This is a genomic window from Aliirhizobium wenxiniae, from assembly GCF_014201355.1.
GTDB lineage: Bacteria > Pseudomonadota > Alphaproteobacteria > Rhizobiales > Rhizobiaceae > Neorhizobium > Neorhizobium wenxiniae.
In genome coordinates this window covers 34,730-59,704 of sequence record NZ_JACHEG010000011.1, presented here as the reverse complement: position 1 = coordinate 59,704, position 24,975 = coordinate 34,730, and the positions used below count along the sequence as shown (strand labels likewise).

General features: G+C 57.6%; 16 protein-coding genes. 3 read left to right on the top strand and 13 right to left on the bottom strand.

Translation table 11 applies throughout. From position 1 onward, the window contains the following. Positions 1 to 27: 27 nt before the first annotated feature. The 7 genes from HNQ72_RS27445 to HNQ72_RS27415 form a co-directional block, all read right to left on the bottom strand. Entirely contained in the window at positions 28 to 3,315 is a 3,288-nt protein-coding gene (locus HNQ72_RS27445; RefSeq protein WP_244654604.1) for an autotransporter domain-containing protein, read from the bottom strand. A gap of 541 nt (positions 3,316 to 3,856) precedes the next feature. After that, positions 3,857 to 5,380, bottom strand: a complete 1,524-nt coding sequence (locus tag HNQ72_RS27440; protein ID WP_183997349.1) for a metallophosphoesterase family protein — start codon at positions 5,378 to 5,380, stop codon at positions 3,857 to 3,859. Then, the gene (gene ugpQ / locus HNQ72_RS27435) at positions 5,380 to 6,102 is read right to left on the bottom strand and encodes a glycerophosphodiester phosphodiesterase (RefSeq protein ID WP_183997347.1); all 723 of its coding nucleotides are present in this window, start codon (positions 6,100 to 6,102) and stop codon (positions 5,380 to 5,382) included. Before ugpQ ends, HNQ72_RS27440 begins: the two co-directional genes overlap by 1 nt. A gap of 12 nt (positions 6,103 to 6,114) precedes the next feature. Further along, positions 6,115 to 7,227: an ABC transporter ATP-binding protein gene (locus HNQ72_RS27430; RefSeq protein WP_183997345.1), complete on the bottom strand. Its 1,113-nt coding sequence runs from the start codon at positions 7,225 to 7,227 to the stop codon at positions 6,115 to 6,117. A gap of 5 nt (positions 7,228 to 7,232) precedes the next feature. Further along, the gene (locus HNQ72_RS27425) at positions 7,233 to 8,318 is read right to left on the bottom strand and encodes a carbohydrate ABC transporter permease (protein WP_183997343.1); all 1,086 of its coding nucleotides are present in this window, start codon (positions 8,316 to 8,318) and stop codon (positions 7,233 to 7,235) included. Then, on the bottom strand, positions 8,318 to 9,229 hold the full coding sequence (locus tag HNQ72_RS27420) for a carbohydrate ABC transporter permease (protein ID WP_183997341.1): 912 nt from the start codon (positions 9,227 to 9,229) through the stop codon (positions 8,318 to 8,320). Before HNQ72_RS27420 ends, HNQ72_RS27425 begins: the two co-directional genes overlap by 1 nt. Before the next feature lie 67 nt (positions 9,230 to 9,296). After that, positions 9,297 to 10,670, bottom strand: a complete 1,374-nt coding sequence (locus HNQ72_RS27415) for an ABC transporter substrate-binding protein (RefSeq protein ID WP_183997339.1) — start codon at positions 10,668 to 10,670, stop codon at positions 9,297 to 9,299. 93 nt (positions 10,671 to 10,763) lie between these two features. Between HNQ72_RS27415 and HNQ72_RS27410 the strand changes: the two genes are divergently transcribed. Next, positions 10,764 to 11,903, top strand: a complete 1,140-nt coding sequence (locus HNQ72_RS27410) for an ROK family transcriptional regulator (protein ID WP_183997328.1) — start codon at positions 10,764 to 10,766, stop codon at positions 11,901 to 11,903. Positions 11,904 to 12,500: 597 nt separating this feature from the next. Then, positions 12,501 to 14,480, top strand: coding sequence for a phospholipase D-like domain-containing protein (locus HNQ72_RS27405; protein ID WP_183997326.1), 1,980 nt, complete (start codon positions 12,501 to 12,503; stop codon positions 14,478 to 14,480). 1,142 nt (positions 14,481 to 15,622) lie between these two features. Here HNQ72_RS27405 and HNQ72_RS27400 read toward each other — a convergent pair. Together HNQ72_RS27400 and HNQ72_RS27395 are read right to left on the bottom strand one after the other, a co-directional pair. Next, positions 15,623 to 16,366, bottom strand: coding sequence for a helix-turn-helix transcriptional regulator (locus tag HNQ72_RS27400; RefSeq protein WP_244654603.1), 744 nt, complete (start codon positions 16,364 to 16,366; stop codon positions 15,623 to 15,625). Between the two features lie 317 nt (positions 16,367 to 16,683). Beyond that, complete coding sequence (locus tag HNQ72_RS27395) at positions 16,684 to 17,115, bottom strand: hypothetical protein (RefSeq protein ID WP_183997322.1); 432 nt, start codon at positions 17,113 to 17,115, stop codon at positions 16,684 to 16,686. Between the two features lie 299 nt (positions 17,116 to 17,414). Here HNQ72_RS27395 and HNQ72_RS27390 point away from each other — a divergent pair, with 299 nt between their 5' ends. Next, positions 17,415 to 17,849 carry a response regulator transcription factor gene (locus tag HNQ72_RS27390; protein WP_183997320.1) on the top strand — a complete coding sequence of 145 codons (435 nt, stop codon included), beginning with the start codon at positions 17,415 to 17,417 and terminating at the stop codon, positions 17,847 to 17,849. Positions 17,850 to 17,947: 98 nt separating this feature from the next. Here HNQ72_RS27390 and HNQ72_RS27385 read toward each other — a convergent pair whose 3' ends face one another. The 4 genes from HNQ72_RS27385 to HNQ72_RS27370 all read right to left on the bottom strand — a co-directional run bounded on the left by HNQ72_RS27385 (position 17,948) and on the right by HNQ72_RS27370 (position 24,950). Next, on the bottom strand, positions 17,948 to 19,297 hold the full coding sequence (locus HNQ72_RS27385) for an HlyD family type I secretion periplasmic adaptor subunit (protein WP_183997318.1): 1,350 nt from the start codon (positions 19,295 to 19,297) through the stop codon (positions 17,948 to 17,950). A gap of 43 nt (positions 19,298 to 19,340) precedes the next feature. Then, the gene (locus HNQ72_RS27380; RefSeq protein ID WP_183997316.1) at positions 19,341 to 21,134 is read right to left on the bottom strand and encodes a type I secretion system permease/ATPase; all 1,794 of its coding nucleotides are present in this window, start codon (positions 21,132 to 21,134) and stop codon (positions 19,341 to 19,343) included. A gap of 12 nt (positions 21,135 to 21,146) precedes the next feature. Continuing rightward, positions 21,147 to 24,479, bottom strand: coding sequence for a beta strand repeat-containing protein (locus HNQ72_RS27375; protein ID WP_183997314.1), 3,333 nt, complete (start codon positions 24,477 to 24,479; stop codon positions 21,147 to 21,149). Positions 24,480 to 24,668: 189 nt separating this feature from the next. Beyond that, positions 24,669 to 24,950 carry a hypothetical protein gene (locus tag HNQ72_RS27370; protein WP_183997312.1) on the bottom strand — a complete coding sequence of 94 codons (282 nt, stop codon included), beginning with the start codon at positions 24,948 to 24,950 and terminating at the stop codon, positions 24,669 to 24,671. Between the last annotated feature and the right edge of the window lie 25 nt (positions 24,951 to 24,975).

Genomic DNA, 24,975 nt, shown 5'->3' with positions numbered 1-24,975 from the left:
CCGGAGAGCAGATCACACCTGCAGCTATCAGAATTTCACGCCCAGATATCCGTTGATGCCATTCTGGCTGGCACCTGAGCCGAACCTGCCGGTATAGGACAAGGATACAGCCGCCTTTTCGCTGAGATTGAAGTTGACGCCGGCATTGAGGACAGCAACGTCTTCGGCGAGTGGCGCACCACGCACTTCAAAGGAACTGCCCCCGGCCAATGCCATCTTCGCATCAGGTGTGACATCGCCGTTAGTGTGACGCCAGCTCACCGAACCGTGTAGCGTTCCGGTTGCCTCCTGGAGCGTGAACTCCGTCACTGCGCGCAGGCCGATCTCAGTGAAAATCGCATTCTGACTGCCATCCTCGACAGAGAGCGCGCCTGCGCCCCCGCGTTCGGAGAAACCGTCATTCTGGAAATTCACGTAGGCGAGATTGGCGAAGGGCTCGAAGGTGGCCCCGCCGATCTGCTGCTGATAACTGATCTCGCCGAAGATTTGCGATGTAGAAGCATCATAACCGGCGGTCAGTCTCTCGGTTACACCGGGAATGAAGAGGGAACGTTCGCTGTCGATATTATTCCAGCTGTGCGATGCACCGAAACGTAGTCCAACAGGGCCGAGATAGGTGCCGGCATAAACCCCGAGATCAAACTGATCCGTTGTGCTTTTCGATGCCAGCCAGTCGGTGGATACGGATGTGTGACCATAACCGCCGAAAGCGCCGATCCGCCAGTCGTTGCCGACCATGCCATCAAGGCCGAAAAGCACGCCGCCCGTTGACTGATCAATGCCGTAGGCGTTGCCGTCGCCGTCGTTGTCCGCCCAGGTTCCATAACCCTTTGTCCAGAACCCGAATGCACCGGCATCTGCGGCACCCGGCGCCAAACCGTTTTCGCTGATAGAAACCTCGGTCGTGCCGCGATCGTTACCGCCGAGCCGCGACCGCAGGCGGTCGAAAGCGCCGTCGCGAACGATCTGGCTATTGTCAAGCAACGCACCGTAGGTCGATGCATGTATTTCGCCACTGATCTGCGCGAAGGCAGAGCGGGCCGTCCCTGCATCGAGCGCTACAACTGCATCGTAGAGCGTATTTCCGAAGCCAAGACTTTCCAAGCCCAGCGCAGCCGAACGTTGATTGAAGGTCGAGGCGACACCATCAAACGCCGTGTCATTCCGTTCCAGCCGCATCGTCAGCGATCCAGCCCCATAGGTCAGGCTCGGATCGAGAAAGGCGAAGTTCGAGACGATAGCATCAAACTGCCCCTCTATGCCGCCGGCGGAACTGATAATGGAATAGTCGGTCAACGGCTTGTAATCGCTGCCGGCTGCAATATTCATCACGGTACCGCCGGATATGGTGGTTTTCCCGGCCACCGTGACGCGGTCCGTCTTACCCGTCTCGTCGACTTCGACCTGATAGGTCGAACCCTTGGCAAACTCGAGGTTCCCGGCGACATTCAAGGTACCGATCGAATTGCCCGGCGCGAGCGTGCCACCGTCTGCAATGGCAAGGTTACCGACAGTGCCGTTGCCGCCGATCACCCCGCCGTCAAAGACCGTCGTCTTGCCAGAGCTGGCAATCGAACCATTGACAGCGAGACGGCCACCCTTGACGTTGGTATCACCGGTATAGGTATTGGTCGCGGTGAGGTTGAGCGTCCCGCTGCCCGCTTTCGTCAGGCTACCGGTGCCTGAAATTGAACGGTCGATGACAACGGAATTGCCCGCGTCGGCAATATCGAGCGTGCCGCCGCCGGCTTCCAGAATGAGAGACCGATCGAGCTTCTGCATTTGATTGCCGGCGATCCTCAAAGCGCCGTTGTCAAGCCGGAGGGCAGCACCGCTGCTGCCGAGAGCCGCGTCCTCGTCGACGATGACGGTGCCCCCGTCAGCTACCAGAGTCTCGCCGATAAAACTGTGGTCATCGATACAGTATTCAACGATCGCCTGGGCGAAGCGTGGATCTTTGCTCTTGCAATCAAGCAGCGTCTTTTTCTCGGTATCCGTGAGACCGGACAGGATCGCCTTGCCATTTTCGTCGGAGATCTGCCCGAGATAGACATCCCTGCGCATGTTGTTGCGCGTCAGGTAAAACTCCTTGTCGTCGGCGAAGGTCGTGGCGTCTTTGCCCCAGACCAGACGCGTCTTGTCGACTTGAGCACCATCGACGGTCTGCTTGTAGGTCTCGAGGCTTGGACCTATCCATTTGAATTCATGGGCAACCGGCTCATGATCCGACAAGGGCGTCTTGCTGCCGTCTGGGCGGGTAACGTAGGCATCCTTGATGACGCCGAGATATGGGTCGTTCGGATCATCGGCGATCGTGTACCACTTGCCGAATGGTCGAGAGACAAGGAAATGGTCGATCTTGGCGCGATGCCAGCTTCCCCAGGTGTTCGTAGCGTCTTCGCCAGCGGAGGGCCAGGTCGTGCTGCCATCGTTAAGTTCATGCGGTTTGAACTGCTCTCGCTCGCCATCAGTCTGCAGCAGCATGAACTGCTTTTTGAGGACATTCATCGTCTGCGGCTCGTTGCCCGCGACGGGGTAAGTCTCATCCTCGAACAGGCCTGAGGGAATGGCCGCTTTATCGATATCGGCGCCGGGCTTGCCTTTCCAGTCGGCGATGAACTTGTCTAGCGCAACCTGGTCCTTCGTATATTGCTTGAGCAGATCGTAATAGAAGGAATTGGCGCTCTTGGTATGTATGCGCAACAGCAGTTCCTGTTGGCTTTTTGAGTGCAGGCCACGTTCGGAAACGTCGCCGGCATTGAAGTCGCCGGCCACGATGACGGGATTGGCCGCAGCCTTGGCCCAGGCGTTCAGAGCTTTCGCCTCTACGACGCGCTTGGTCGCTTCGTCGCTATAATCGAAATGGATCGTGCCGACCGTAGTCTTTGGCCTGCCTGCTTCACCATCAATGTCCTGGTAGGTGACGAAACGGCCTTGGGTGTTCATGCCCGGTGCCTCACGAGAGTCAATGGCGCCAGGAAGACGCGATATGATGCCCACGTCGCCCGTCAGTTTGCCGTTGTAGGTGCCAAGACCCGCATCTTGGAGCATGGCCGGAATATCGCTGACATATCTACTTCCGTTGGCTTCCTGGAACATCAGGACATCCCAGTTACCGTTGACCATGAAGTCGCGGGTGACTGCAGGGTTCTGCTTGAATTTATTCCAGATGTTAAGCGACATCAGGCGCAGCGTGCCGTCGTCCGCGTGGGACGAACCAGCAATAGCAAAGGATAACGCCACACCCGATAGAAGGCTGGCGACGAAACCGCGTTTAGTAGGTTTTAATTTTGAAATTCGACCGTCGATAAGCACGCAACACTCCATTGAAACGTAACTCCAAACAGGCGCGGCGATAGGCAAAAGACCATCTTCAAGGACGCGCCAGCAGACGGAATGTCACTTTGCATACTTAAATGTCACTTTTGCTACATTTTGAGTGGGGACGCTCGTTTTCTGCGTTTTGAGCTATCAGTTTGCTACTCTGAGGCGTAGCAACAGCTTGAGCTTTAAAAGAAGCATTGAAGTTTCCCTTTGAGCCTCGTGATTGACGACGACTGCAAACTTGGGAGCGATTGAAAGCGCGCTAGAGAACGCGGAGGTAGAATTTATTCCGGAATAAGGGATGGTGTGGGCGTGCGCTTCCCAAGAGCGGACGGACAGACAATCAACAACACTCAAGGCCAGTTCGACCGAAACCAAGTGCTGACTTGAGCCACCGACCTTCGGAATTCTCAACCCAACGAGGGTCAGCGTGCGCCAACTGAGGGAGGGCATCGCATTCGAACGACGCTCAAGGTCTAGGTTATGCTCTTGATGGGACTAGAAACGCCGGCGCCCTAAAACCACATGGACATTACAACAAAGCAGTTAGCAACACGGCGAGGTTTTCAATCGGCAAATCCATCCGACCGCTGGTCTGAACTGCATTCCCCAAATGGCGATAGAATGAGATGCGGTCTTCAGGTAGTGCGCGCATCGTTTCCTCGCCGCCCGACCGGATGAAGTAGTAGTCTTCCAGCATCTGAACTAGCTGAAACTCTCCAATGTCGGGCCAGTGCTTCAACTGACCGGCGAGGTAAGGAACAGCATCAATCAATTGCCTTACGGGCATGTCGAGGCTTTCCACGATACCCGGTGGCCAATCCTTCCGAAGGTGTCTCGAGGTTATGACACCTTTCTGATGAGCGTGCAGGAAGTCGCTATAGTCATCGGCGGCAAGCGCTTCATGAAAGGCTGGCCCCATGTCTGCCCGCCGGACTTGCGTCTTGTAGGCAGCAAATGCGGTGTCGAAACCGGGCACAGATTTCAACCGGACAAATTCGCACTCGACGTTCTCATTGTCGCACGTCACGACCGCATAACCGCCCGGGTAAGCAACGGGCGATGGTACCGCTATGTTGACCAGCCCTTCGTGTTCGATCTGCCCTGTCACATGCATGTGGCCGCTGAAATGCCAGCAAAGTCCGGCTTCTGCCAACAGACGGCCACTTTCGAGCGACGGCATGCGTTCCGACCAATCCGGCGTGCAGGCCGCCTTGCGCTTACTTCCCTTACCCGTCATCGCCAACGGTATTGCGGGATAGTGAGAGAATGCCAGAAGCGTTTTGCCCATCCGACGCGCACGTTCAGCAACGTCCGCGATCCAATCCAGCATGTACGGCCGCTGCGCCAGAACGTGATCCCAGGCGGCATTCGACCTCACCTGCCAGGCACCATTATCGCGATGAAAAACATTGGCATCCAGGATCAGCAGCCACAGACCGTCTTGTGGCTCGACGAGATAGGAGAAATCAAAGCCGGCAAGATCACCGCCTGGAGCATGCCGTTTGGCCAATTGGTTGCTGCCGCCGAACGGTGTTTCCCAATGAAACACATCATCAAGACCGTTGATGCCGTAGGTTGCCATGGCCTCGACAGCATCCTCGGTCGACATGCCGAGCATTCCGATCTCGAAAACGGCAGGCGCCGGTGCATCATCATTGCTCGTGACGAGAAGGGGATCAAGGCCATCGCCCTTTGTCAGCCATTTAGCCTGATGACGCGTCGCCGGGCCGAAACAATCATGGTTTCCGAATGTCGCGAAAAATCGCAGGCCGTGTCTTTCCTCGTAAGACGAAAGAATACGCTTCAAGGCCGCAACGGCGCCTGGCTGGCCGTCGTCCGAATAATCGCCCAACAGCACCACATCCCGGATGCCGCGTCTGACTATATCATCCAGCACAGCAAAAAATGCCGCATGGCTTTCGTTAAACACCCGCGTGGATGCCATCGTGTCTTCAAAGGTGCGAAGGGCAATGTCACCACTGCCCTCCTCTATCCATCCATAGCCGCCGTAGAGATCATGGAGATGAACATCGGCGACGACTGCGATCTGCATCAGGCGGAAACTCCGCTCAGCTCACGGCGGGCCGCGTCGAAAAGATCGGGGCGGTCGAGATTGATGTAATCGACGCCTGCGGCCGCGATTTCGCGGTGAAAAACCACGTCATCCCCACCGTAGTAGACCATGATTTCTAGACCGGCCTTGCGGCTCGCCTCGATGATGCCCGGGCGACGCATCTGGTCGACCGTGATCTCGATGATAGAGGCGTGATGAACTGCACCGACCAGAGAGGGAGACTTGGCGATGTTGAGCGTCATCATCTTTCTGAATTCCGGCGCGATCATTTGCAGGTCGCGTCGCATTTCCTCGGAGAAGGAAAAATAGAACGTGTCGCGCACCATGCCGAGATCGCGCACAAGTGCCACGACCTTGGCCGGGTCGCAATATTTCAACTCGATATAAACACCGGCGCGACCACGCAGATGTTCGAGATAGGCGTCCAGCCGCGGCACGACGGCGCCCTTGATTTTTTCGCCGAACCAGCTTCCGGCATCGAGCGTGTCGATTTCACTCGACAGCATGTGCCCGACAGGACCAGTGGCATCGGTCGTTCGGTCCAGCGTCTCGTCATGGATGACGTAAAGCACGCCGTCAGCGCTTTCACGCACGTCGAGTTCGATATAGTCAGCCCCCTGCGCAAGAGCGAGATCAGCGGCAGCAAAGGTGTTTTCCGGCGCAAACTTATTTGCACCTCGATGCGATACGATTTTGGTCATTGAAAATTCCTGTCAGTTTGCCGGTTCGAGCACGCGGGCGCTAACTTCGGCATGATTTGAAAAATCGGCATGGAGATCGGCGATGCGATTGCCGCACGCATCGAAAACGAGCGTCAGGTCGGACTTGCAGGAAATACCGACCTTGGCGCCCGGCGCATGCCGGACCGCTTCGCCATATTCCAGCGCGTGGATAAGGCCAGCCGGCGTGTCGATCGTGTAGAAGACTTCGCGGCCCATCGGCTCGACGGTGACGACTTCTCCCTGAAGCTGCGCCGCCTCAGGGGAAACGAGTGCAATATCTTCCGGGCGAAGACCGAAGGTTACGGCACCGGCGCATTCGGCATCGAGATCGAACGAAGCATTGGCGATCTGAAGGCACCGGCCATCGGCCTCACCCTTCAGAAGGTTCATCGGCGGCGTGCCGATAAAGCCTGCGACGAACAGATTGTTGGGACAGCGATACAGATCATCGGGTGTGCCGATCTGCGCAATCTCGCCATTGTTCATGCAGATGATCCGGTCTGCCATGGTGATCGCCTCGATCTGGTCGTGGGTCACGATCAGCGTCGTGAAACCGAGACGTCTCTGAATACTTTTCAGCTCCGCCCGCATGGTGATGCGCAAGGTGGCATCGAGATTGGAAAGCGGTTCATCGAGCAGGAGAATGTTCGGCTCCTTCACCAGCGCACGGGCGAGCGCCACACGCTGCTGCTGGCCGCCGGAAAGCTGCGACGGACGGCGGTCGAGCAGAGCACTGATCTGAACGAGGTTCGCAGCCTCTTCCACGCGCCGAACCACTTCTTCCTTGCCCATGGTCTTGAAACGCAGGGGGAAGGCGATGTTTTCGCGCACCGTCAGATTGGGGTAGAGCGCATAGGATTGAAAGACGATGCCGACATTGCGGTCACGCGCATCGATACGATTGACGTTATGGCCATCGAAGGCGATCTCGCCGGCACTCGGCGCATAGAGGCCGGCAAGCAGGAAAAGCGTCGTCGATTTGCCGCAGCCGGAAGGGCCGAGAATGGCGACAAATTCGCCATTTTCGATCGCAAGGTTCATCGGTTTCAGAACCTGGGTTTCGCCCCAGTTCTTGGTGACGTTGTCGAGGGTGATTTTTGCCATGATTGTTAGCCCTTGATCCCGCCAAAACTCATCTGGGTGATGTATTTCTGCGTGAAGGTGTAGAGGATCAGCACAGGCAGGAGATAGACGATGCCGACGGCGGCGATCATGCCGTAATCCGCGCCCATATTGTCCTGTGCGACGAAGAAGAGGTAGAGGCTCATCGTCATCTGGCTCTTGTCGATCAGGAGCGTCTGGACGAAGACATATTCCTCCCAACCTCTGAGGAAGGTGAAGGTGGCGACAGCGATCAGACCACCACGCACCTGCGGCAGCACGACCATGCGGAAAGCCTGCGAGCGGGTGGCGCCGTCGGTCACGGCACTCATCTCGATGTCCCAGGGCACGTTGTCGAAAAAGCCCTTGAGCACGAAGATCGCGAAAGGCAGTTCCAGTGCGCTCATGACCAGCACGACACCGGTGAGACTGTTGAGCAGGCCCATGTAATGTAGCTGGATGAAGATGGCGACGGTGAGCGCCAGTGCCGGAAAGGCGTGCAACAGCAGCAGCCCGCGCAGAAAGTTTTCGCGGCCGGCGAAGGCGAAACGCGACAGCGCATAGGCCGCAGGTGTCGCGACAATCGTGACGATCAGCGTCTGGGCGATGGCAAAGGCAAGAGAACTGCCGAGCGCCGCCCAGATCGATGGCATCAGGTCCATACGCGTTGTGCCTGTGCCTTCGATATCGCGGTTCCAGAGGAAACGGTAATTGTCGAATGTCAGGTATGGTGCGAGGAAAATGGCCACCAGAATAACGACCACAACACCAAGCGCTGCCCATGACAGCGCCGGCTTGCGCAACCGGTCCGCCAGGAATGCCAGCGCGATGGCGCCGAGATAGGCCACGGCTGCGATTGCGGTGCTGCGCCACAGGACCAACCGGCTGACCTCACTGTCCGAAGAGGTCAGCGACTTCACCAGCAGCCACAGATAAGGCAATAGCACGGGAACAGACACGATCGTCAGGAAGATGATGATCGCCGAGAGGAAACCGGCGCGATTGAGTGCGCCGCGCCGTTCGAGCCGTGCCCAATCATCGGGCGTGACGGATGCGGACAGGGGCATGGACGTGTTGGTTTGAGCAAGAGCCATCACAGCACCTCGATTTTTGGAGCGGCGAAGGTGGAGCGCATGTTGGTGATGCGCCATTGCAGGAGGGTGAAGGCGATGCCGATCACCATCAGACCGAGCGCCAGCGCCGCGCCATAGGCGTAAGCGCCGTTTTCGAAAGCGCGGCGATAGATATAGAGCGCGTAAGGCGTGGAATCGTAGACCGGGCCACCGCCGGTAATCAGCAGGATATATTCGTAGGTCGTCATCAGCGAGAGTGCCTGATAGATCGTGATGAAGCGGATCGGCTGCGACAGCGCCGGTGCCACGACATGGCGCAACACACCCCATTCGCTGGCGCCATCGACCCGCGCGGCATTGGCCAGATGCGAGGGGATGGAACGAACCGACGAGGTGAGAATGACCATCGCGAAAGACGCGCCAACGACACCGTTTGCCAGAATGACCAGAAACAGCGGAAAATCATTGCGCAGGTTGATCGGCGGCAGACCCAGCGTACCGGTAACCTGATTGAGCAGACCTGACGGGGACGGATCGGCGATCCAGATCCATAAGATACCGTAGAGCACGGCCGGCGACATGCGCGGCAAAAGCCAGAGGCCACGGAAGAAGTTGCCGAGCCTTTCGGGAATTGCCGTCGAGGTCATCGCCAGAAGCGCGCCGAGGCCGACATTGAAGATGAACAGCGTGGCCGTGACGTAGATCAGCGTTGTCAGCAGCACCATGGGCAGGCGCGCATCACGCTGCACGATCCGCTCGAAATTCTTGAACGTGAATTCGCCGACGCGAAGATTTGCGCCCATGTCGGTAAAGGCGATCACCGTGTTGACGACGATCGGGGCCAGGAAAAACACGGCAAGTAGCGCGATGGCCGGCGCGAGATAAAGCAGCGGCCGGGCGGGCCGGTGGGGCCTGATCTGGAAATTCGACATTACAAGGTACCGTTGGGGGAAGCGATACCGCCCGACAGACGCCGGGCGGCACGGATTGCAATCAGGCTCAGTTGCTGGCGGTGTCGCGGATTTCGATATCGCCGCCGAATTGCAGTTCGAGTTCGTCCGCGATGAATTCGACAGCCTGTTCTGCCGTCATCTTGCCGGTTTCGACAGCCTGAAGGCCGCTGAACAGAACCTTGTTATAGCTACCGAATTTGGTGTGGTTCGGCACGAACTGGGCGTGTTCCATCATCGGCGAGGCGGCCGACAGGACCCAGTTGTCCTTGTATTTCGGCATTGCCGTCTGCGCGTTGCTGATGGCCGTGTGGTAAGACGTGACTGCGTGTTCGTTGTTGAAGTATGGCAGGGTTGCCAGCGCGACGAGATCAGCAGCAATCTCGGCATTCTTGCTCTTGGCATTGACCGTGTAGAGCAGCGGATGCGAGAGGTTGGCAGGCTTGCCGCCCTTTTCGGCGGCCGGTGCCGGGATCCAGCCAATCTTGTTGAAGTAGCCGTCCTTATCGGTCGGCCAGGTGGCGCCGTTCTTTTCACCGACCTGCCAGGCAACGGCCCAGACGCCCTGATGGAAGACGAAAGCCTTTTCCTGCTTGAAGGCGCCCTGAATGGCGTCCCAGCTCATGGCGGTGTTGTCGACCGGGGTTACGCCCTGCTTGGCGTTACGCTCGTACCAGCCAAGCGCCTTGGTCATTTCAGCCTTCGGGAAGACCAGCTTGCCGGTCTTTTCGTCCATGAATTTTACGCCATAGGACTGGAAGACCATCAGGTAGTCGATGCCGACATTCGGACGGTGCAGCATGCCGTAATCTGCGGCCTTTCCGTCAACCACTTCCTTGGAAAGGGCGGTCAGGTCGTCGAGCGTGAATTCGCCCGCCTCGACCTTGGCCGGCAGGCCTTCGATAAAGGCTTCGTCCTTGCCGATCTTGCGCAGCATGTCCTTGTTGTAGAAGAACATGCGGATTTCGGCATCCTGCGGCACACCGTAGATCTTGCCGTCGGTCGCCTTGGCGGACTGCCAGAGAACTGGCAGGATATCACCGTACACCCAGGGAGCGGAAGCGATGCGATCATCCATCTGCAGGGCATAACCATCCTGCGCGAACTGGCCGATCCATTCATGCGGCAGAACGTAGATATCCGGCCCCTGACCGACGGACAGCGCCTTCAGCGTTTCCAGCGCCAGATCGTCCCAGCCCTTTACGGTGCTGTTATTGGCTTCGATGACGATGCGCTTGTCGACGCCGGCAGCCTTGAACTGCTTGTTCATGATCTCGGCCGCACCTTCGATATTGGTGACGCGGCCAGGCGCACTGCGCTCGGCAAGCGTGGAAATCTTGATCTTGATGTCTTCTGCATGCGCGAGGCCGGCGGAAAGGGCGGAGATCGCCACAGTGGCGAGGAAGGCGAGAGATTTGTTCATAAGAGGGTCGGTCCGGTTGATGATTTTTATTTAATTAAGTTGCTTAAGTAACAAAATCATGACATCGCCGATATGTGATGTGGAGAACGGATCGTGGCAGCCAGCAGACGCACGCCTTTTGAGCGGATAGGGAATACGCAGGCAGCCGTGCTGCGTTACCTCCGCCGCAAGCAATCCGCGTCACGCGCCGAAATCGCCGAATTATGCGGCGTGACGCCGGCTGCCGTCAGCATGATGACACGTGACCTCATCGAACGCGGCATCGTGCTGGAGGGCGCGAAACGTCAAGTCGGTCGGGGCGCCCCGCAGATCGATCTGTCGCTGGATCCTTCGATCGGTTTTGCTCTGGGGGTTCACGCCAACCGCTTTTCGATAACACTCAGCCTGCTGGATTTTGGTGGCAAAATGGTGGGGGAACTTCACCTCCCCGGCCGCTATGATACATTCACCGAGGTTCAGGCTGAAATCCTCAACGGCAAGGACCGATTGCTGGCCCAGGACGGGATAGATGGCAACCTGCTGATCGGCGCTGGTATTGCCATGCCGACACGTTTTCGACATGGCGCGGCCTTTCTCGATCTGGCGCAGGAGGTGATTTCCTGGGCCGGCCCCGACCTGACCGTATCACTACAAGAGAGTCTCGGCTGCGCCGTGGTGATCGAAAACGACGCTAACGCCGCTGCCATGGGCGAACTGACGCTCGGCAACGCCGCGGCCTATGAAAATTTTGTCTATCTCTATCTGTCCGAAGGGATCGGCAGCGGCATCATCATCGGCAGGCAGCTTTATCGCGGCAATCTCGGCAATGCCGGCGAGATCGGCGCTTTGCGGGCACGCGGCCTTACCCGCCCTTCGTTCGAAGATCTGGCGGATTGGTGCGCAAGCCGCTCGGGCAATGTGCCGACAGACAGGTCACCGGATGCATGGAGAAACTATCTCGACACCAACAGGGATACTCTTGGTGACTGGCTGACACGGGCCGGACCGGAAATCGCCCGCCTAGCATTTCCCGTCAGCGCGGTTTTGGCCCCGCAGGCAATCTATATCGGCGGGACTTTACCGCTCATGGTACGCGAGCAGTTACTGCCTTGGCTGAACTTTTCGAGTTCTGATCCATTCGAAGGAGCACGCGTATTGCAACCGGAGATTTTGCTTCCGGAAGTATCGGCAACAGATACGGTTGCCTTCGGTGCTGCTGCGATGATCCTTCATGACGTGCCTGTGGCAGTCTAGTTTATCGGTAGGAAGCCGAACGCGAATACAGGCAGGTAGTTCTCCCGGTCACCGCATATTAGAGTGTAAGAGACGTGTGGGAGGCAATCATCGATCACCCGAACTTTAGCGGCGTTAAATCCCTGACTGTCAAAAACGCGAGGGCGTAAATCTTGAAAGGATCTGAACCAGCAACCCGGGCCACAAGGTTAGGGTAACTTCTCGAAAAATTGAGAGTTTGGTCTGACTAGCCGAAGCTCGACGCGAGCTAAGTTGTTTAAGCGTCAAATAATTCCGAGTTATGTGAATTTAAATTCTCTAAATAGCTGAAAAGAATGGCGTCACAATGCAACGAAAGAGAGTTGCAACACCGACATGCCGACGCGCTTTCCGGCTAGAAAAGATCTCTTGCAACAGGCAGGCTACCAGACGTTCGAATAGGCTTCGTGCCATGATCGGATTTTGCGCCTCATGCCTTGCTTGCCATGGCTGCAGTTTGAATTATCCCTAAAGGATATGGATCACCCACCTTACGTCACACCTATTTTTGCGCATGATTTCATCCTTGTCTATGACACGGAAAGGTAGCAATGTCTTCTCAGGCCGGGGGACCAGAGTATGGGCAAGATTACGTCTGCGCATGCCTATGTAAACAACGAAGTTGCCTTCATTGCCTGGGACATCGACAAGAAGATTCCGGGCTGTCTCGGCTTCGAGGTAGTTCGTGTCTATCTTGATGTAGATGGGGCTGTTGCGAGAAAGGCTGACGGCACTGAAGATCGTGTGACCTGCGCGGCCTGGGTCGCGTTCAAGGGACAACGGAATCCTCACTGGCTTCCACAAACCACATCGATATGGCCAGTCCAAAAGCTGTCCTGGCGGGATCTCACCCTTCGTAAGCGCCGGGATGCAATGGTGCGAAGGCCCGACGAGGTTCGGGTCCGCTACGAGATTCGTCCTCTTGGCGATCTGGTGCCCGGTCTGGATCCGGCGCCCGACCCTACCCCCAAGAGGGTCACTGTGACCAAGCGCGATACCAAGGGTAAACCTGTCAAAAACGCAACAGGCGCAGTCGAGAAGATTTCCGCCAAAGCTTACGAAGGCAAGCCGCGCCCTCTTGGCTACCTCGGTCCGGCAGTTGCAACCAACCCGGTGCATGTCACAAGAAAGCGCGGCAAGTTCGAGTCGACGTTCACAAACGGTATTCTCGCCGCGCAATGGCTGCGCAATATCCTGTTCGAAGACGGCGTCAAGAAGCCGAATGAGCTGATCGAAATGATTTCCGATCCGAACAACGGTATACGGAAATATCTGGCGGGCGACGTACTGCCCATGCTGCGGGAATTCCTGGCTCAAGATGGCAAGTTCCTGATCGGCCTGTACGAACTTGAGGATAAGGAGCTTGTCGATCTGCTCCTCGCCAACAAAGCGAAGATCCGCATCATTTTGGCAAACACAGCTCAGGCCGATGGCGTCTGGGACATCCGAAATAGCGCGGCGAGGAAAGAGCTTGTGGATGCCGGCGTAGATATTCAACACCGGATGTTCAACAACCAGACTCAGATCGGCCACAACAAATTCGTCGTGCATGTCCCGAGTGACGGATCCGAGCGCAGCGTCTTTACCGGGAGCACCAACTGGACCGCCACGGGTTTGGCAGGCCAGTCGAACAACGCCCTGATCGTCCACGACGACAAGGTCGCTGGTGTGTATGCCGATTATTGGCAGCGCATGTTCGACGACAAGATCGAAGTGCCGACTCCGTTCGGAAAGCCGATGTCGAAGAACCAGCAGAGCAAGAAGTTCCGCAGGGACAACGAGACGTCGCACTCTGTGCCGATGGGGCCAGGAGTAGATGTCGAGGTGTGGTTTTCCCCCAATATGCAAAGTCGCTCCAAGGGAAAAGCGACACCGCCGGATCTTCAGGCGGTATATCGACGAATGCGGAAAGCGGAAGACGCGATCCTTTTCCTCGCATTCTACCCCGGACAATCAGCGCACGATTGCATCGTCGGCGAGGCAATCGACATCGGGATCAACAAGGACCGGAAACTGATTGTGACGGGGGCGGTCTCCAGCCCACAAGCCATGCCGAACTACGTGCCTGCGGACAAGAAAGGCACCAAGGACAAGAGCGACGATGACCCGGCGGTCTCTCCTCACACCTTTGAGGATGGAAATGTTACAATTGTGCGAGCGTCTCGCATAGATGATCGAAGCTTGCTCGGTGACTTCGGGGCAGAAGAACTGACAGCGAAGAAGGTCGGGGCGATTATTCATGACAAGGTTCTCGTAATCGACCCACTCTCGGACGATTGCGTCGTCGTCCTTGGCAGCCACAACCTTGGCTTCAAAGCATCCTATGCCAACGATGAAAACATGCTGATCATAACAGGCGACAAGGCCTTGGCGCAGGCTTACGCCGTCCACATTCTCGATGTCTATGACCACTACCGATTTCGAGCGGTCGAGGCTGAGCTGGAACGTCAGGGCAAGAAGGGGTGGTCAGGATTCCTGGCAACGGATGATCGGTGGCTTGATAGATATATTGATCAATCGAAGGGCGCCTTGATGAAGTATTTTGCTAGAGGCTCCTGACGGTTGGTTCATGCCACGCTTAAAAATACGCTAAAATGCCAGACGGCCTTCTTCAATGGAGGTGATTGAAAATGAGAATGAGGTTCGCCCTGTTTGCCGCTGCTGCCTTTCTTTGCTCGACAACCGGTTCTTTGGCCGCTGACCTGAAGGTGGGCAACTGAAATAGCCAGACGCTGGTCTACGCTAGAGATCCTCACACGGTCTTCTCCGACGATTACGTGCGCAACGCCACCGACTTCGCAGATTTGAAGCGCTGGCGCGACCTCGCAAGCGCTGATGTCTCTTTCCTGCAGGAGGTCACGAGCCGACGACCATCAATGAAGTATTCCCGACCTCCGACAGGTGGGAATATTGCATCAACGGCCAGTCCGCCAAGGATGAAGCTATCGGGGGCGGAGCGGTTTGCTTCTTCGGCATGGGTCTATTCGACGAAGTCGCCGGACAGGCGCGCCAGAACCTGGCAGCGTCCATCAAGAACGAATCCGACGAGCGCCAACGCATTTCCCCCACGCATCTAATGCTTGTCCGATTCCACTTATCCGACCCTAGGCTATGGGAGAGATCTTCTGCTTCTGCAACGTCGCAGTAGTGCGAAGTCTAATCCGGCTCTCCATCACGTCGAGGCAAATTCACCACTTTGAACCGACAAGCGAGAGCATAATCGAATAGAGTGGATAGGGCGTCCAAGTTGCTCCGGGGATCGCTAAGGCTCGTATCCATTGAAGAGCTGCAGGAGCGGTTACATTTCAGCATGCCGCTCAGTGGATAGTCTGGCCGGTGTGTCCTGTTTAGCGGATTGGCCGTCGTTCGGCGTCGCGGCGGAATCTCCCGATCAGATCCAGATCGCACGTAGTAAGCCTTGCATACCAACAGATTTGCGTGAGAGCCGAATTTACCAGCGCAAGCGAAGAGTTTGATTTGGAACGGGCGGCAGGTACTCCGCTCCTGTAAGTCAGGCGGACCTCTCCGGTCCTATCGGAAGTCTCTGACGCATCGCCCCCTATGACGCTTGGAATGCGTATTCTCGGCGCCGACATGCCTAAGTCTTCATGCGAGTGTCACACGGTCATCAAAAGGCGAACTGTATCGCTCCGGCTTCGCGGCTCCCCTGAACTGCATCACCGTCTTCGGGACTACAATCATCAGACTGCCCCATATGCACGGGCTCCGTTTTGGGGGACGAGTCCCAGGGCATCGGTCGAGGCCTGGGGGCGCAATAGTTCAGAATCGTCAGTTTGCGGAGACTTCGATTGCGCCAGTAATGCCGCCTGCGTTCTGTTCTCGGCTCCCAGTTTTCGCATGATCTGGCGAACATGCACCTTCACCGTCGCTTCCTGCATGTTCAGTTCCCGGGCGATGTGTTTATTGGAACGCCCGAAGCGCAATCTCTCAAGCACTTCCGCCTGACGCTGGGTCAACGATCCGCCATTGTCGGACACATGATACCGCTCCGTCGTGTGCGTGTGTATGGTAACGGTCGCCAATAGCGCTTCACGCGGGAAATAGGTTCCGCCGTTCATGATGAAGCTGAGCGCCTGCTTGACGATATCTAGCGGTAACATGGCCGGCAGAAATGCCTGGAGACCGAGCCCGGCTGCGGCCACGGCGTCATTCGCATCCAGTCGATCAGAGATCACGGCACAGGGCCCGGACGAAAGGGCCTTGGCTGCCTGCAGGATTTCCTGCTGCTCGGGCTCCGCCAGAGACGAACCGCCTGTATTCAGGAGAACGAGCCGGACATCCTTCTCTTCCCTCAAGGTAGCAACGTCCGTCGGCGCGCAGCAGACGAGACGCAAGTGCTGAAGCGTTGCCCAAGGCTCCAGGGCGGACACAATACATGCCCTGCGCATTGCCAATTCGTCGATGATAACGACGACCCCGGTCATTCCCTCTTGCATCCCATGCATTTTCAGCTCTCCCAGGCTGCAAAGCCTTTTTTTTCTGAAATGATAACAACGGATAGTGGTTCGCGATCCATGAGATCACGGCGATCATTGTCAGTCGGCGGAAGCGGACGCGCCAAAACGGTTCAGCGCCCTCAGCCCCGCGCAAGAAACCATGTATTCACCGGACGAAATCCCCACCGTCTGCGGCAAACTAAATCTACTGCATATCTGATTTATAGTCCATATTTGCTTGTATTTTACTTTTATGAAACTCAATAAATACCAATTACTATCTTCGTAACCCTATGAATTACCAGCTATTCGGCAGCTGATTTATGAGGACTTTCCAATCCCAACGCCTGGTCTTCGATGACTGCCGCATTCAACGCGTATTCGCGTTCCCGGGTTCGTCTCTCCAGGCCATCAAGGAACGTATTCATCAAAACCGACATAGCCTGCACATCGCTTTCAATGCTCTGCAGTCTGGATTGATGAGCCTGTCGTTCAAAACCGCCAAACGCATGGAGAGCGGCGAAACCGCAAATCAACAATACGCCCTGATCCTCGAAATGAGACGACATGATCGCAGCCATGATTACTGCGAAAGCCGCTCCAATGATCGTGGGCCTGTGCCGGCTCACAATCGCGATCAATACGGCCAGCACCGATAACGCTACTTCAAGTTGCAGCATAGTCGGCGGAAGAGCGATACCCAGCAACGCCAAAGCGTTAGATGAAATGTCATTCATGACTAACACCTTTTCCTTGCTCTTTGTGAGCAGAGGCTACGCCCGCAACCCGGGTCAGTCCAGATGGACTAACGAAGTACTATACTGCAACAAAGTATTACATTTATCAAATGTTTGCCTAAAATTGGACTCTGCCAAAATAATGATATCTTTAGTTCGATGGCTCGATCTAAACAGTATACGCATCCTATTGAATTCCCATAATTCCCAGGGCGGTTGATATCATCGGTACGTGGCGCGAGTCGGCTGGAATCCGGCACAGGCTAGCGCCAGAAACGGCCACCGAGAGGATCTCAAAATTGGAAACGCTCCCAGAAGCGACGGCCGGCCTCGCCCTGGTGCTCGACGAGATGCCCCTGCGAAGAGAGGCATATCTGCGCCTGTTCACTCCATGGGCCGCAGACCAGAACCTTTCCATTCAGGGAGGAGACCTGTGCCATGACACCGTTGAGATCGAACATGCTAAAATCGTCATACTTTGTGCAGGCGCACGTTCGATCCGCGAGCTGTGGCTGGACGGCAAGCTTTGTGACATGGCGAATGACGGTCCGCCTACCGTGATCATTTCCGATATGAGAGATCCGGTTGAAATCGCCTCGGCGCTGAGTTGGGGGGTGCGCGGCTTCGTGCCGACCGAGCTCGCGCCGGAGCAGGCACTGAACACGCTGACATTCATCCTGTCGGGTGGAGATTTCTTCCCGAGCTCCGCATTGATCCGAAAGGAGCGGTATTGAAGCCGCTTCCCTCCTTTTCACGAATTGCTCTTGAGGTCAGGAAAACATGACGCCTGCATAGCAACTCTACCCAATCGTGACAGGAACGGTGTCCGCTCTCAGACTTCTCGCATGCCGCGGCGGAATGCTGTCAGGAAGGGCTCCAGCAGATATTCCATCACCGTGCGCTCGTCGGTCACGATTGTCACCTCGGCCGGCATTCCGGAGAGAAGGGTGACATGCTGGTCGAGTTTGTCGAGATCCTGTTTCGACACCTCCACCCGCGCCATGAAATGCGACTGGCCCGTCTTCTCATCGACGATCCTGTCGGCAGAAACACTTTTCACCACGCCGCTGATGCGCGGCATGCCGCGGCTGGAATAGGCCGACAGATGAACAATCGCCTGCAGATCGGCATGTACGACGTCGATATCGTTGGGAGATATCTGCGCATCGATGAGAAGCCGCTCATCACTCGGCACGATGTCCAGAATAGGCTCTCCGGGCCGGATGACGCCTGCCGCCGTCTTGAAGCGGGAATTGACGATCTTGCCGGAGACAGGTGCTACGATAATCGTGCGGTCCAGAATATCGCGGCTGGCCTGCAGTTTCTCGGTGACCTCCGCATATTGCGAGCGTGTCTTCTCCAGCTCGGTGGAAATCTCTGTCGCGCGATCGGCTTCAAGCGACACTTTCTGCGTGGCCAGCTCATCGATTTTCTGCTGGGTTTCGAGGATGGAACCGGTCGCCCGGCCGCGCTCTCCGATAAGCGCGGCCTTGGTCCGTTCCAGACGCAACACGTCGGATTTGGTGGTGAGACCCTGGCCGAAAAGTGATTTTTTCCCCACAAGCTCTTCGTCGATCAGCTGGATCTGTGCGGCCGCGCTTTCGACCTGGGACTGAAAGGCTTTGATCTGCTCGTGATACTGGCCTTCACGATCTATGATGATTTCCAGCTGCGTGAGGAAGGATTTGCGCCGCTGCTGGAAAAGCGTCTCCTGACTGGTGATGATGACCCGCACCTCGGCATTTTCCGGATCCAGGATTTCGGATCTATAATCGACCTGCGCGCTGCCGGTTTGTTCGGCGATCAGACGTGCACGCATCGCCGTCAAGGTCTGGGCCTGCTCCATGAGCATGCCGTAGGTGGAGGCGACCTGCGTCGTCTGCAGCTCGACAAGAACCTGGCCTGCCTGCACGTCATCACCGTCGCGCGCCAGGATCCTTTCGATAATACCACCCTCGAGATGCTGTACGGTTCGCCGACTGCCATCCGGGCTGATGACGCCGGGGGCGACTGCACCTGCGGCGATAGGGGCCGTCGTTGCCCATCCCAGCGAACCGGCGACGAAGATCATCACGATCGACAGACCCGCGACCGCCGGACGTCGAACCTGACTTGCCAGCGAAAGTACTTTCGTGTCGGCCACGCCTGAATTCAGCGAGTAAACTATGCTTTTGCCTGCCATGGTTTTTCCCTCTGACCTCTGCCCCAGCGAACGCCGGATGCCCCTATTGCCCATTGGTAAGCGTCAGTTTCTCCGGTTGGTCGTCGATTTCGTCTTCCTCGTCCGCCTCTGGCGGTACGGCAAGCGCGCGCGGCGTCTCGGGCGATGCCAGCCGCAAGCGTCCGATGACGTCCTCCCGCGTGCCATACAGTTCGACGCGACCGTCTTTCAGCAGCAGCAGCCTATCCGCTTGTGCCAGCGTGGACGGCCGGTGACCCACGATCAGCAAAGCCGCCCCGGCTTCCTTGAGATCGCGAACTGTCGCCGAAAGGGCATTTTCGCCAGCCTGGTCGAGATTGGCATTGGGTTCATCGAGAATGATCAGTTGCGGGCTTCCAAACACAGCACGTGCCAGACCGACGCGCTGGCGCTGTCCGCCCGATAGCCGGCTGCCCGAATCGCCGATCGGCGTTTCATATCCTTGCGGCAGGCGCTGTATGAGCTCGTGCGCATGGGCGAGCATGGCGGCCCGCACGATTTCGCCGTCTTCGGCTTCCTGCATACGGGCAACATTATCGCGAACACTGCCGGCAAATAGTTCCACGTCCTGCGGGAGATAGCCGATCGCCGCCCCCAGTTGTTCGTTGCGCCAGTGCTGCAGGTCGGTCCCGTCAAGCCGGATAACGCCTTCCGTCGGGGTTAGCACACCTGCCAGAAGCCGGCACAAGGTGCTCTTGCCTCCCGCCGAGGGCCCTATCACCGCAAGCGCCTCGCCGGGGATCAACTTGAAGCTGACATTTTGCAAGACCGGCTTTTTCGACCCCGGCGCAGTGTAGCTAAGCTTTTCGACACTCACATGGCCATAAGGACGGGGCAATCGCGTACGCTCCGCTTCCGGCGGCACATCCTGCAGGCGTGACTTGAGCCGGGCATAGGCAAGGCGTGTAGCGCCGATTGTGCGCCAACTGCCCATGATCTGCTCGACCGGCGCCAGCATGCGCCCGAGCAAGATGGACGAGGCGATCATCGAGCCGCCAGTCGTCGTGCCGGTGATGACAAGATAGGCGCCGATCCCCAGCATGGCGGATTGCACAAGATACCTGGCGAATTTTGCAAGGCCGAGCACCATCGCGCCCCGCTCGCTCGCCGTCAGCGAACTGAGCATGTAGCTGTCGTTGATCTGGCCCCAGCGCTTCATCAAGCTTGGCATCATGCCCATGGCGCGCACCGCCTCCGCATTGCGGATCATCATCTCGGCATTTTGCATGGCGACGATCTGCGCGTTTCCGGCATCGCGGGTGGCGTTGCGGGTGACGATCTCGTTGAGAATACCGACGAGGACGATGAACAGGGCGCCTCCCGTTGCAAACAGTCCAAGCGTCGGATGCAGTAACCAGATCATAGCCAGATAGGCTACCGTCCAAGGCGCATCGAAGAGCGCGGAAAAGATCGGCGACGCCAGGAACGACTGACACTGGAAAAGATCTCGCAGCGGCTGCGCCCCGGCGCCGTCGCCGACAAGCCTTGCCCGCACGCCGCCGGCAAGAAGCGGTGGGGAAAGCTCCGCCCCAAGCCAGATCGCCGTGCGGGCGCCGATGATGCCCCTCAATGCGTCGAGCAGGCCGAACACGATCAGCGCACCAGCCATCAATATCGTCAGCAGGACCAGGGTCTCGATGCGGCCCGTCGTGAGCACGCGGTCATAGACCTGGAGCATGTAGAGTGGTGAGGCCAAAAGCATGATGTTGATGGCGCAGCTGAACAGTCCGGTCAGAGTGAACACCGACTTCATCTGCGTTAGCGCGTGATCCAGTTCGCTTTTTCTCGCCCTGCGGGGGCTTCTTGCAGCAACAGACATGCAACTTCCCCTTCAGGCGATCAGGTTCACATCGACGAACAGATCGTTCTGCACGAACGTCGTCATGCTGGCGACCGCCTGCGCCGAGGTCAGAGCTGAAGTCGCACCGAAGATGACATAGGTCTGGTGCGTCGTGCCGGTGAGCGATGCCGCATAATAGCTCACACCGCTCAACCCAATTGCGACCAGGCTGGGGTTGGAGGTCAGGCTGCTGTTGAGGATGACGTCCTCTCCCGTCTGGTAATCGCGGATGAAATTTGTACCGCCGAAAATGCGGAACTGATCGACGCCCGCGGTGCCGCCGTCGTTCACCCCGTCACCGAAGAGCTGCTTCTGGCCGGATGCGGCACTGGTGCCGGTAGCTGACAGAATGTCGTTGCCGCTGCCGCCAAGCAATGTGTCGTTGCCTGTGCCACTGATCAGCTTGTTAGCGCCGGTGCTCCCGACCAGGAGATCGTTGAAGGCTGATCCCGTCACGCTTTCGATGCCGTTGAGCAGGTCACCTTCCGCATGGCCGCCAACCGCTTGCGTGGTTGCGGTCGCGTGGAGCTGGACGTTGACCGCTGCAGTTGACGCCGTGTAATCCGCCATATCGACGCCACCGCCGCCGATCAGCGTGTCGGCGCCGGCAAAACCGATGAGCAGATCATCTCCCAGTCCGCCGCTGAGACTATTGGCGAATTCCGTGCCTTCGAGACGATCATTGAAGTTCGAACCGATGGCGTTCTCCATCTGCGCCAGCACATCGCCGTCGGCATGACCACCCTGGCTGAAGCCAACGCCTGTCGTGCTACTGAAGAGGCGCGCATACACCGCCCCCGTCGATGCCGAGTAGTCGATCGTATCGACCCCATCGCCACCGATGACGACTTCCTGGACGCTGCTGGCCACCGAGCCGCCGAGACCTGTGCGGAACGTGTCGTTGCCCGCTCCGCCCTCCAGCCTGTTGGTTGCGGAATTGCCGATAAGAATGTCGTCGAATGTCGAACCTATCAGGTTTTCGATCGTGCTCAGAAGATCCCCCTGAGCATCGCCGCCGACCCCCGTGCCATTGCCGCTGTCGGCCAGTGTTACCGTCACGCCGGCAGTCGAGAGCGAATAGCTGGCCGTATCGATACCGGCACCGCCTATCAGCGTGTCGGCGCCGCCAAGTCCTTGCAGGTTATCGTTGCCGTCTAGGCCACTGAGAAGATTGGCGACCTCGCTGCCACGCAGTTGATCGCCGAACATGCTGCCGATGATGTTTTCGACTAGAAGAAGAATGTCGCCATCGGCCTCTCCACCCTGACTGACCGGAAGAGTGCCGGATTGAGCATTAAAAACGATCGCCGCCACCGCCGAAGTCGAGGTGGAATAATCGATCGTGTCCACACCATCGCCGCCGATGACGTATTCGTACACGCCGCTGGCTGCAATGCCACCCGTGCCGGTACGGAACGTATCGTTGCCGGTGCCGCCTTCCAGCCGGTTGACCAGCGAATTTCCGTAAAGAATGTCGGCTGAACCGGAGCCGATGAGGTTTTCGATCGACGCGAGCAGATCGCCTTCGGCATCGCCGCCGGAGACGGTGGCTCCGCCAGCATCGTTCAGGACGATCGAAACACCCGTCGCCGACGAGGAATATTCCGCCGTATCGTTGCCGCCGCCCCCGGTAATCGTATCTGCGCCAACTCCGCCCATAAATGTATCTGCCAGATCGCCGCCGGTCAGTGTATCGGCAAAGGCCGAGCCGATGATCCGTTCGATGAGGATCAGCTCGTCACCCTGCGCATCGCCGCCCAAACCTGTGCCGACGGCGGTTGGGTTGGCGGGTGACGATGTCTGGGTGATCGTTACCGCCGCCGCAGATCTGGAATAATCGGCCGTATCAAAGCCCCCCTGACCGACGAGCCGGTCTGCGCCACCGCCGCCGGTCAGGATGTTGGCAAGGGAATCGCCGACGATGATGTCGTTTTGCGATGAACCCGTCACGTTCTCGATATTGCTGAAGCTCGTCCCCGTGGCGGCGCCGCTGACCGTGTGATTGCCGAGATCGATGCCGATGGCTGCGCCCGTCGAAAAATCGATCGTATCGATGCCGTCACCGCCATCGACGATGTTGGTGCCACTGCCAGGTTTGAGGATATCGGCGCCGGCGCCACCCAGAAGCGTATCGTTGCCGTCGCCGCCTTCGATCTCGTCATCACCGTCTCCGCCGTCGATATTGTCGTCGCCGGAACTTGCGAAAATGCGATCGTTGCCATCATCACCCCAGATTTCATCATTGCCGGCGCCGCCATGGATCTCGTCATCGCCCAAACCACCATGAATGTCGTCATCACCGATCGAGGCATCGATAAAGTCGTTGCCGCCGCCGCCATAAACGATGTCATTGCCGAGGTTTGCTATCAGTGTGTCATCCCCGTCGCCGCCGTCGAGAAGATCGTCGCCGTCGCCGCCGTTGAGCAGATCGCCGCCCAGTCCACCATAAAGGACATCATTGCCAAACCCGCCGATCAGCGTGTCGTTTCCGCCACCGCCGAAGAGACGGTCGTTACCGAAACCGCCATCGAGCGTGTCGTCACCCCCCGCAGCTGTGGTGTTGACCCCATCGGGTATTCCATCTGCGTCTTCGTCGTCCGGCGTGCCGTCCATGTCCACATCCAGCATGTCGTCGCCGATCAGAACGTCGTCACCGTCCATGCCGCGCAGAATGTCCGAACCAAGACCGCCGACAAGGAGATTGGACAGGAGATTGCCGGTCAGGCGGTCGTCATGGGCCGAGCCGAAAACGTTCTCGATACCGCCTACCGTGTCTCCGTTGGCATGACCGCCGACACCGCGAGATGTTTTCGTCGGATCGACGGCAAGCGTCAGGGTGACACCCGCATCCGAATTACGGTAATCGGCGGCATCGATGCCTGCGCCGCCGTTCAACGTATCTGCACCGGCGCCGCCGCGCAGGATATCGTCACCGCCATTACCGTTCAAAACATCGTTTCCGGAACCACCATCCAGGAAGTCGCTGCTGTTTGCGGCATTGAGCGTGTCGATGCCATCACCACCGTCCAGATAATCGCCGCCGGTGCTGTTGGCCGCCACGGTAATCGTGTCATTTCCCGCCAGGCCCTGGATTTTATACCGCCCGTCGGCACTCTGGTTGCTATTATCGTTGCCGGTTGTCAGCAGAACCTGCGTATAGGTTGGAGCCACAAGCGCCGCGGCCTCAACGAGAGTGCTCGCCATTGCCTGCGAGGGTGCGCTTTCGATGGCATCAGGCCGGGTGGACGCGACGGCCGCAATCTTTGCCGGATCCGACGAAGTGACGGATGATTTCACGGACGTCTTGACGATCTTGCTGGCCATTTTTTCCTCCCCCGGGGCGCCTGTTCTCTATGGCGCTAGGTTACGTGCAGCATCCGGCCGGTCCTACTACGCATCAGTGCCTGCAACTTTAGGTGTAGGCTGCACCAGAGGTGTGACGACAAAAAAGGGTCCCGGAATTCCGGGACCCGACAACATGTATCCACCCTTGCGGGACGGATGAAACCGATATCAACCCGCAGCGGCGTATCCGGTTGCGGTAACACTCGACCATTCGCCTTCCATGACGACGGCAACGACGTTCAGGTCCACCGAGGTGTCATGACCAAAGGCCTGGACGTCGATGGCGAAGGAAGCCTCGTTACCGTCGATGTCGACGTTGACGCAGATGTCCTTGGTGACATCGAGGTTGAACGAAATGTCCGAATCCAGGCTGAAGTCGATATCGATACACGAATCGAATTCGTAGGATGAATCCAGGTCGATGTTGTCGTTGTAATGCGGGAAGCCCATGTCTCTCTCCTCTGAGTTTTGGGTT